Genomic DNA, 8,684 nt, shown 5'->3' with positions numbered 1-8,684 from the left:
CCAGATCCAATGGAAGGTATCAAGAACCCAACGGACTTACCAGAAGGCACGAAGTACGCATGGAAAGATCCAATTGATACAACGACACCGGGCGAAAAAGAAGGCATAATTGTCGTAACGTACCCAGATGGCTCTAGTGAAGAATTAGTGGTGAAGATCAAAGTGGGAACAGATGCTGATCTAAACACACCGATCACTAAACCGATCGAAGTTACTCAAGGTGAAACACCTGATGCTAAAGCTGCAATTGCTAACTTAGGTGATCTTCCAGCTGGCACAACAGTCGAATGGGTAACTACCCCAGATACGACAGCAATCGGCACTGTTAAAGCGCTTGTTAAAGTGACGTATCCAGATGGTTCGGTAGATATTGTTGAAGCAGAAATCACAGTCAAAGCTAAAGCTACAACAATGGCACCAACTGGAAATACGGAAGGTAAAGCACCAGAAAAAACACAAATGACGGCGCAAACAACTGCTAAGTCAACGCAAACTGTTCCAGCAAATACAAGTGCTAAAGCTCAAACTGATGTGGCACAAGAATTACCACAAACTGGTGATGCTAAGACACAAAATGCTTCACTTGTTGGTGTAGTCTTGACTGCACTGGCAGGACTGCTAGGTTTAGGCACAGTTGCTGACAAGAAAAAACGTAAAGACTAATAATAGTCACATACGTTAGAAATTCCCACAAATAAAAGGAGTTAGCCGTTTTAGGCTAACTCCTTTTTATTAGGATAACTAAAAAGTCCCAGTTGGAACAAACTCCAACTGAGACTTTTTGCTAAATAATTATTCTTTTGCTTCTTTTTCTTTAGCAGCAAGATTTTCTTCGGTCGAGCGTGCAACTAAGACATCGCATTTAGCAGTTCTGATAACATGAGCTGCCACAGAACCTGTGATCAAGCGGTGTAAGAAACTCTTACCAGTTGAACCGACAATGATCATATCAATGTTATATTCAGGTTGGAAATCTTCAACAATAACGAGTTTAGGATTACCAAAGCGAATATGAACGTTGATTTGTTCAGGTTTAAAGCCGTGCTCTTTGATCAATTTATCGCGTAACTCGGATAAATACTGTTCATTTTCTTGTTCAATGGTGTAAATTTGTTCACCATTTAAAGCGATGCCAGCACCACCGTATTCTAATGAATTAAGATCTAGAACACGTAAAATATCTAAGTGTGCATCATTTCTCTTAGTTACATCAATCGCAGTATCAAGCGCAATCTCCGCCCCTTTCGAACCATCGATCGCTACCAAAATACGTTCATAATTGATTGCCATACTACTTCACCCTACCCTTATATCATTTTGTTTTAATGATACTCCAAAAATGTGCATATCTGCAAGCAATAGGCCTTACTTGATGGTAGTTAAACCAGTGATCATTTCAAGCAATGCAACTGCTAAAAATAACAGAAATGGAATGTTTAAGAGTGAGATCCGAATTAAAACCCAGTCAGGTGGAGTGGATAAATATTGTTGCTTTAAGCGTTCAAAGTAGCGGTAAATAAAGTAACAGCCGCAGATCCCTAAGAAGAGCATGACGCTAGAGTTTAGCATATTTCCCAGGGAATCTGGTAATTTATCTAAAACAAAAGAAAAGAAGTCGCCTAAGATCATATTATTAAAGATATGAAGTGCGATCGAATAATAGATCCCGTAGTTAACGGCGATGTATCCTAGTAAAATGCCTAAGACAAAGGCAAAAGGCGTTTGGTCGATATTTCCGTGGTAAAGCCCAAAGAGAAGCGCAGAAAAGATAATAGCGAAGCGCTCATCTAATTTCTGGAAATTCCGTAAGAGATAACCCCGAAAGAGGATCTCTTCGCCGATCGGTGCTAGTAAAGCACTGTATAAAAACATCGAAAGTGTGTCACTAGATGCAGTGGCACTTTCGACTTGAGCTTGGGCACTGAGATGAAAGAAGTTTAAAATCGCTTCTAGTAGATCGCTATTTATAGAAAAAAAGATCTGCGTCAATCCAAGTAAGCAAATTGCCATAAATGAGATCTGTTTACTTGGGCGCTTATTTACAGTGAAAAAGCGGTGACGCATGGTTTTGGAACTAGCGATGTAGACGATAAAAAGTTCAGCAAAAACAGCAAAGAAATATGGAGCTCCACTGGTATCAGGGTCAAAATTTTTAAATGATTTGCTAAGCCAAATAGCACTCATCGCTAGAGCGAGATTAAAGACAGCGAGGCAGCAAAGAGAGACCCAAAGTGTTTTGGTCAGCTCTTTTTTTGAGTCTGTTGTCATAAAATTTCCTCCTAAAAATATAGAGCTAAGTAAAAGTACTTAGCTCTATTATTGCTTATTGTTAGGCTTCTTTCAATAAAGCAACGTGTTGGGCTTTGAGATCTTCTAATTGTTCTTTGGAGATCTTGTTTAATTCATAAAGTTTTTGTTCGATCTGTTCTAATACGATGACCCGATCGTTGACGTTGGCTACAAAATCATACTTGTCACCATCGATCACTAGCAGTGGTGAAGCATCGTATTCATCCATCCAAACGTCATAGTGGCCGAGTAAGCGTTGGTAGTATTCAACAAGTGAAGGATCTTGTTCAACTTGTTCATAGTCACGACCGCGCTTTTCGATCCGTTGTAACATCGTTGGGTAAGAAACCTTGATCGTGATCATTAGATCGGGTGACTTTTTGTGGGATGCATAAGGAAGTTCTTCCATCATATTAGCTAAAAGGCTCTTATAGATGTCGTATTCAACTTGAGTAGCATTACCCATTTCGGTGTTCATCTTCATGAAGATCTCATCTTCGTAGATCGAACGGTCTAAGATGTTATTATCTTCTTGCATTGAGGCTTTGATCATTGCAAAACGACGATTTAAAAAGAAAGTTTGCAAGAGATAAGCATACGGGTTGGTAGCTTCCTTATCGCCAGCTGCCCGTTTTTTAGCGGCGATCTCGTTTCCTTTATAAAAAATAGGTAACACGGGGTTATCTTTTACTGGTTCGTAATATGCTTTTGTACCAAGTTCTTTGGCTAAAATTTCTGTTAAACTCGACTTACCAGAGCCGATGATTCCTGATAGTGTGATCAAAATGATTGAAGCATCCTTTCTTGTGGGATAAAAACTGTCAAACTACTAAATTATTTCCTTTTCAATCATACTCGGAATTGAGTAAAAAATAAAGCTCATCTTGTGTTTTTTTAAATTTAAACACAAGATGTTGTAGTAGAAAGAGTTGCGTTCACTAAATGAAGTCACGTATACTAAAAGCATACTTATTTAAGGAGAACGTCAATGAAATCAGTTTATTTAGCTTCACCATTCTTTAGTCCCGCGCAAAAAGAACGTATTGCTCAAGTTAAAGCTGCTTTACGCAACAATCCAACGATCGATGGTCAAAATATCTTTTTACCACATGAGCATGAATATAAAGCGGCTGAATTTGGCAGTTTTGAGTGGCAAAAAGCTACTTTTGGCCTAGATACTAACCAAATTGATGCTAGCGATGTAGTCGTAGCGATCGTGGACTATAAATTAGAAGAAACAAAAGAAAATGAACCCGACTCAGGTACAGCATTTGAGATCGGTTATGCTTATGCGACCAAAACACCGGTGATCGTGGTGCAATTTGATCCGGAAAAAGAAGTCAACTTAATGATCGCCCAAGGTTTGACAGCTTATTTTGATATCGCAAAAGAAGGGCTCGAAGCTTTGGAAAAGTATGATTTTGATGAATTAATGCCAAAATTTTGTCCCCGTCCAGTTATCTAAAAAACCTTATTTGATGCAGTTTCTCAATTATTTGAGGGATTGTATTTTTTTAGCTTAAAAAAATATTTCACAAAAGTGGTATTTTACACTTGTAAAGTATCACAGGTGTGGTATAATAAAATTCGTGGAGGTGATCCCAGTGGAAATTGACATCAAAGGATACTTACGTGAGAAAGAACTCACAATCTATGAAGTATCTAAAAGGTCAGGCTATGGGTATACGACCCTTCATAAATCGTTTAATAAGCAACAAACTCTTGCGACGTCACTTAATTTGCGCGATATCGATGCTTTAGCTAAAGCGCAACACGCGACTATGTGGCAAGTTTTGCAGGAATTAGAAGAAAACTACATGACTTGGAAAGAGTAGTCATGCGATACGATTTATGGTTTAGAAAGCTTTGGTTTATGCCTAGGCTTTTTTGTGCAAAGTGTTATTGTTTGCATTGGCTAAACATAAGTTGTATATTACAAATGTTATTAATTAAGAATTATTTAATTAAAAAGTGAGGGATAATTATGGCTAGATACACAGATCCTTTTGGAGATATGGACGACATTTTCAACCAATTATGGGGTAACAACAACTTCTCAGAAAGCAGTCGCTACATGATCAATGGTCGTGAAGTGACACCAGAAGAGTTCAGACAATACCGTCAAACTGGTAAGTTACCACAACAATCACAAGCGCAAGCACAAGCTGCTCAACAAGCAGCCCAACAAGCCGCAATGCAACAAGCTGTTGCTCAACAAGGGCAACAAGAAAGCATTTTGCAAAAGCTTGGTCGTAATTTAACTGAAGATGCACGTGAAGGCAAACTTGATCCCGTGATCGGACGTAAGAAAGAAATCCAAGAAGCTGCTGAAATTTTAGCTCGCCGGACAAAGAACAACCCTGTTTTAGTTGGGGATGCTGGTGTTGGTAAGACAGCAGTTGTTGAAGGCTTGGCTCAAGCGATCGTTAATGGCGATGTTCCTGCTGCAATTAAGAACAAGCAAATCGTAAGTATTGATATTTCTGCTCTTGAAGCAGGGACACAATACCGTGGTAGCTTTGAAGAAAACATTCAAAACTTGATCAAAGAAGTTAAAGAAGCAGGTAACATTATCCTCTTCTTAGATGAAATCCACCAAATCTTAGGTGCTGGTTCAACTGGCGGTGACAGTGGTTCTAAGGGCTTAGCTGATATTTTGAAACCTGCATTGTCTCGTGGCGAAATTTCAGTTATCGGTGCTACAACACAAGATGAATACCGCAACACTATTTTGAAAAACGCTGCTTTAGCACGTCGTTTCAATGAAGTTGTCGTTAACGAACCTACACCAGAAGACACATTTAAGATCTTAGAAGGTGTTCGTAAACTTTACGAAGACCACCACAATGTTGTTTTACCAGATGATGTTTTGAAGGCTGCAGTTGACTATTCTGTTCAATACATTCCACAAAGAACATTACCTGATAAAGCTATCGATTTGATTGATATGACTTCGGCTCACTTAGCTTCACAACACAATGTAGCTGATGCAAAAGAAATCGAAGAAGAAATCAAGAAAGCTAAAGAAAAGCAACAAGATGCTGCTGACAAAGAAGATTACGAAGCAGCTTTGAATGCTAAGACAGAAATTGACAAATTAGAAGAAAAATTAGACAACACCTCTGAAGCACAAAAAGTTACGGCAACAGTTGATGATGTAGCTAAATCTGTTGAACGTTTGACAGGCATTCCTGTATCTAAGATGGGTGCTAGCGACATTGAACGCTTACGTAACATTGAAAGCCGTTTGAAGGGGAAGGTTATCGGTCAAGATGAAGCTGTTGAAGCAGTTTCTCGTGCTATCCGTCGTAACCGTGCTGGCTTTGACGATGGTAACCGGCCAATCGGTTCCTTCTTGTTCGTAGGTCCTACAGGTGTTGGTAAGACTGAATTGGCTAAACAATTAGCTTACGACATGTTTGGTAACAAAGATGCGATCATCCGTTTAGATATGTCTGAATATTCTGATCGGACAGCTGTTTCTAAATTGATCGGGACAACTGCTGGTTATGTTGGTTATGATGATAACAACAACACATTGACAGAACGTGTTCGTCGTCAACCATATTCAATTGTTTTACTTGATGAAATTGAAAAAGCAGATCCACAAGTTATCACACTCTTGTTACAAGTACTTGATGATGGTCGTTTAACAGATGGTCAAGGTAACACAGTCAACTTCAAGAACACTGTGATCATTGCAACATCAAATGCTGGCTTTGGTAACGAATCATTGACGGGTGATGAAGCAAAAGACGAAGAAATCATGAAGAAGTTAGCTCCATATTTCAGACCTGAATTCTTGAACCGTTTCAACGCTGTTATCGAATTCTCACACTTAACTAAAGACGACTTGAAACACATTGTTGACTTGATGTTAAGTGATGTAAACGGCAACTTAGCTAAGAAAGACCTTGACTTAGTTGTTTCTGATGAAGCAAAAGACTACTTGATCGAACAAGGCTACGACGAAGCAATGGGTGCACGTCCATTACGTCGTGTCATTGAACAACAAATTCGTGATAAAGTAACAGACTACTATTTGGATCACATCAATGCTAAACATCTTGAAGCTGACATGAAAGATGGCGAACTTGTAATTACAGAACGCGCCGAAGATGACAGCAAAAAAGAAGCTAGCAAAGATTAATCTTTAAACAGTTCTTCCCAAGATATAAATAACACACCAAAAGCAACCGTCAAGATTTGGCGGTTGCTTTTTTAGTTGCTCTTCTTATAAGCTGTAGATGAAGAGGTAGGTGAGTTGATGGAAGATAAAGCAACTTTTCGCAAAAAACAATTACAAAAATTAGCGCAAGCAAAACAAGAAACAAACCAAGTCGCCTTAAACTTAGCGACTAAACTATTTTTGACACCTGAATGGCAACAAGCTAAAACGATTGGGATCACCCGCGCAGGTGAACTGGAGATCCCCACTGCTCAGTTGATCAGACAAGCTGAAAATGAAGGTAAAGTGGTCTATTACCCTAAGACGATGCCTAAACGCCAAATGGTCTTTTTACCCGCTAAAACCGAAGCTGATTTTGAATTGAGCTCTTTTGGGATCCTAGAACCGCATTATGATGAGACTAAGGTCAATGACAACTTAGACTTGTTGTTGGTACCAGGCATTGCTTACGCCTTAGATTCGGGGCTACGAGTAGGTTTTGGTGGTGGTTATTATGATCGCTACTTAAAAAATTTCTCGGGAAATACGATCTCCTTAGCAACCCCAACGATGACTTATGCCACTGCAGGCTGGGAGCTAGATTCCTTTGATGTGCCTGTTCAGCGGGTTATTACCGTAGATAATTAACAAACGGTCGCAAATAAACCTTTTAAGTTTATCTGCGACCGTTTTTCTAGCTTATTTCATTTTCTTTTGGACGTAATTTGAAAGCCAGGTAAGTAAAGTAATGATGATCAAGTAGATCAAGGCAATGATCGTCCAAACCTTAAAGCCTTCAAGGTTGCGGGCGATAATGATCTTACCGGTTTGCGTCAATTCTAAGATTCCAATGATCGAAAGGATCGAAGTATCTTTAAGGGTAATGATGAATTGGTTGACAAATGATGGGATCATTAGCTTGATACCTTGAGGCAAGATGACTTTACGCATTGCCTTACCAAACGGCATCCCTAATGAGCGCGCGGCTTCCATTTGTCCTTTGTCGACGGATTCGATCCCACCTTTAACAAAGGCTGCGGTATAAGCACCTTCATTTAAGGTCAAAGTTATGACCCCAGCGATAAAGGCAGGGATCTTTACGCCTGTCAGAGTTGGTAACCCATTATAAATAAATAATGCTAAAACTAAGAGAGGCATTCCCCGGAAAATATAGATGATCGTTGTTGATAAGCCACGAGCGAACTTATTGGGTACAATTCCCAGTAAACCAACAATGATTCCAAAGATCGTTGCAAAGAAGATTCCGACGATCGTTAAGTAGATCGTTTCACCTAACCCTTGTAGTAAAGCTTGGCGGTTTTGTTTAAGCAAGCCCCAAAAAGTCCGTTCACTGTTGCTACTTGATTTAGCACTCTTTTGTTCGGAAACAGTTTTGGTACTTAAGTAACGGTTGATGATTTTTTGGTACTCACCGTTAGCCTTGATCTTTTTAAGTCCAGCATTGAATTTTTTGAGTAACTCTTGATTTTTACCTTTAGCAACGGCAAAACCATAGTAGCCACCCTGAGCTGGTTTAGTGACGATTTTGAGCTTAGTTCCCGTTTTGATCGCATATTGCATGACCGGATCATCTTCAAAACAGGCAACTGAATTACCATTGACAACATCATTATACATGTTATCGGAATCGTCAAAAGTCACGGTAGTAAAACCATACTTATCTTTTAACGAGTTAGCATAATCGGCAGCGGCTGTCCCAGTTTTTAGCGCCACGCGTTTACCACGCAGATCGTCTAAGCTGTTGATCTTACTGTTTTTTGCGACTGCCATGACAAAGCCAGTCTTGTAGTATGGATCAGAGAAATCAAACTTGACTTTTCGTTCGTCAGTCATCGCCATCCCAGCCATGACTCCATCTAATTGTCCCGATTGTAATGATTGCACGGCTGCATTAAAACCAACTGCTTTAATGTTGACCTTAAAATTTTCTTCTTTTGCGATCGCCTTTAAAATATCAATGTCGATTCCCACGTATTGATTATTTTTATTAGCAAATTCAAACGGTGGATAAGTAACGTCGGTCCCAATTTGATAAGTTTTTTCCGCTTTGATCGTGCCGTTACCAAATAAAAATAAAAAGGCACACAGCGAACTTAAAATCAAAAATAGCTTCTTTTTCATTTAAGCATACCCCTTAGGTTAAAATGATATATATATTAATATATCATAGACTGAGTTTTAATAATTAGTAAAATTTTTAATCCGT

8 protein-coding genes and 1 pseudogene are annotated in these 8,684 nt (G+C 39.2%); 5 read left to right on the top strand and 4 right to left on the bottom strand.

Annotated features, from left to right (window positions below; translation table 11 throughout):
* Positions 1–663, top strand: a 663-nt coding sequence (locus FC32_RS00335; RefSeq protein WP_156398992.1) for a Rib/alpha-like domain-containing protein, incomplete at its 5' end; no start/stop codon positions are given.
* Between the two features lie 129 nt (positions 664–792).
* Here FC32_RS00335 and FC32_RS00330 read toward each other — a convergent pair.
* From FC32_RS00330 to FC32_RS00320, 3 genes are all read right to left on the bottom strand, one after another.
* Entirely contained in the window at positions 793–1,290 is a 498-nt protein-coding gene (locus FC32_RS00330; protein ID WP_025087208.1) for a universal stress protein, read from the bottom strand.
* A gap of 75 nt (positions 1,291–1,365) precedes the next feature.
* Positions 1,366–2,268 carry a CPBP family intramembrane glutamic endopeptidase gene (locus tag FC32_RS00325; RefSeq protein WP_025087207.1) on the bottom strand — a complete coding sequence of 301 codons (903 nt, stop codon included), beginning with the start codon at positions 2,266–2,268 and terminating at the stop codon, positions 1,366–1,368.
* Between the two features lie 61 nt (positions 2,269–2,329).
* Entirely contained in the window at positions 2,330–3,073 is a 744-nt protein-coding gene (locus FC32_RS00320) for a deoxynucleoside kinase (RefSeq protein WP_025087206.1), read from the bottom strand.
* A 204-nt stretch (positions 3,074–3,277) separates the two neighbouring features.
* Here FC32_RS00320 and FC32_RS00315 point away from each other — a divergent pair, with 204 nt between their 5' ends.
* From FC32_RS00315 to FC32_RS00300, 4 genes and pseudogenes are all read left to right on the top strand, one after another.
* Positions 3,278–3,754: a nucleoside 2-deoxyribosyltransferase gene (locus FC32_RS00315; protein ID WP_025087205.1), complete on the top strand. Its 477-nt coding sequence runs from the start codon at positions 3,278–3,280 to the stop codon at positions 3,752–3,754.
* A gap of 139 nt (positions 3,755–3,893) precedes the next feature.
* Positions 3,894–4,124 carry a hypothetical protein gene (locus FC32_RS00310; protein ID WP_025087204.1) on the top strand — a complete coding sequence of 77 codons (231 nt, stop codon included), beginning with the start codon at positions 3,894–3,896 and terminating at the stop codon, positions 4,122–4,124.
* A gap of 398 nt (positions 4,125–4,522) precedes the next feature.
* Positions 4,523–6,439: pseudogene (locus FC32_RS00305) on the top strand (ATP-dependent Clp protease ATP-binding subunit); the annotation flags it as partial.
* 117 nt (positions 6,440–6,556) lie between these two features.
* Positions 6,557–7,105 (top strand): 5-formyltetrahydrofolate cyclo-ligase, encoded by a 549-nt coding sequence (locus FC32_RS00300; protein WP_025087202.1) that lies wholly within the window; start codon positions 6,557–6,559, stop codon positions 7,103–7,105.
* Positions 7,106–7,156: 51 nt separating this feature from the next.
* On the opposite strand, the gene FC32_RS00295 is transcribed toward FC32_RS00300, so the two are convergent.
* Positions 7,157–8,599, bottom strand: a complete 1,443-nt coding sequence (locus tag FC32_RS00295) for an amino acid ABC transporter substrate-binding protein/permease (protein WP_025087201.1) — start codon at positions 8,597–8,599, stop codon at positions 7,157–7,159.
* Positions 8,600–8,684: the final 85 nt, after the last annotated feature.

It is taken from the genome of Ligilactobacillus apodemi DSM 16634 = JCM 16172 (assembly GCF_001434405.1).
Classification (GTDB): Bacteria; Bacillota; Bacilli; order Lactobacillales; family Lactobacillaceae; genus Ligilactobacillus; species Ligilactobacillus apodemi.
This window is presented reverse-complemented; position numbering and strand designations above follow the sequence as displayed.

Coding starts and splice junctions, on each gene's coding strand:
- FC32_RS00330 (WP_025087208.1), bottom strand. CDS start 1,290: ATGGCAATCAATTATGAACGTATTTTGGTAGCGATCGATGGTTCGAAA.
- FC32_RS00325 (WP_025087207.1), bottom strand. CDS start 2,268: ATGACAACAGACTCAAAAAAAGAGCTGACCAAAACACTTTGGGTCTCT.
- FC32_RS00315 (WP_025087205.1), top strand. CDS start 3,278: ATGAAATCAGTTTATTTAGCTTCACCATTCTTTAGTCCCGCGCAAAAA.
- FC32_RS00300 (WP_025087202.1), top strand. CDS start 6,557: ATGGAAGATAAAGCAACTTTTCGCAAAAAACAATTACAAAAATTAGCG.
- FC32_RS00295 (WP_025087201.1), bottom strand. CDS start 8,599: ATGAAAAAGAAGCTATTTTTGATTTTAAGTTCGCTGTGTGCCTTTTTA.